Raw genomic sequence first — 476 nt, forward strand, 5'->3', positions numbered from 1 at the left:
GGGTTGCCCTCGCGGTCGCGCCCCGGCTTCTCCCACACGACCGAGGCCGGCACGCGCTCCTGCTCGACGAGCGCAGCGGCAACCGCCTCGACGGCGCGGTCCTGCGCGTGCGGACCGCCGGCCTGGAACGACATGACGAACGGCTGCCCCGACGTGTGCATCACGGCGTTGGCGATCTCGAAGCTGCGCTTGTTGATGCGGTCGACGATCTCGACGCACACCGCGGCGCGCACCTGCGGACCGGCGTCGCGCCAGGCGGGGATGGCCGCCCGGGCCGCCTCGAACGCGGCGTCGACGTCGAGAGCCGGGTAGGTCGCACCGAGCGTCGGCCCGTAGGGCGACACCTCACTGCCGACGAAGGTGCCGTCGGTCGGCTGGCTCGACAGGGCGGCATACGGCTGCCCGAGATGCGCTTCGTAGGCGGTCAGGCCCTCCGCCGCAGCCGTCTCGCCGTAGACGCGCGGGCTGGGCGACTC

At 73.7% G+C, this 476-nt stretch carries 1 protein-coding gene; it reads right to left on the reverse strand.

The window, feature by feature from the left end:
- A partial coding sequence (locus AC1DFM_RS34755) for an aldehyde dehydrogenase family protein (protein ID WP_477081377.1) occupies positions 1-476 on the reverse strand: 476 nt, incomplete at both ends.

This window comes from Chitinophaga sp. 05T412, from assembly GCF_056396465.1.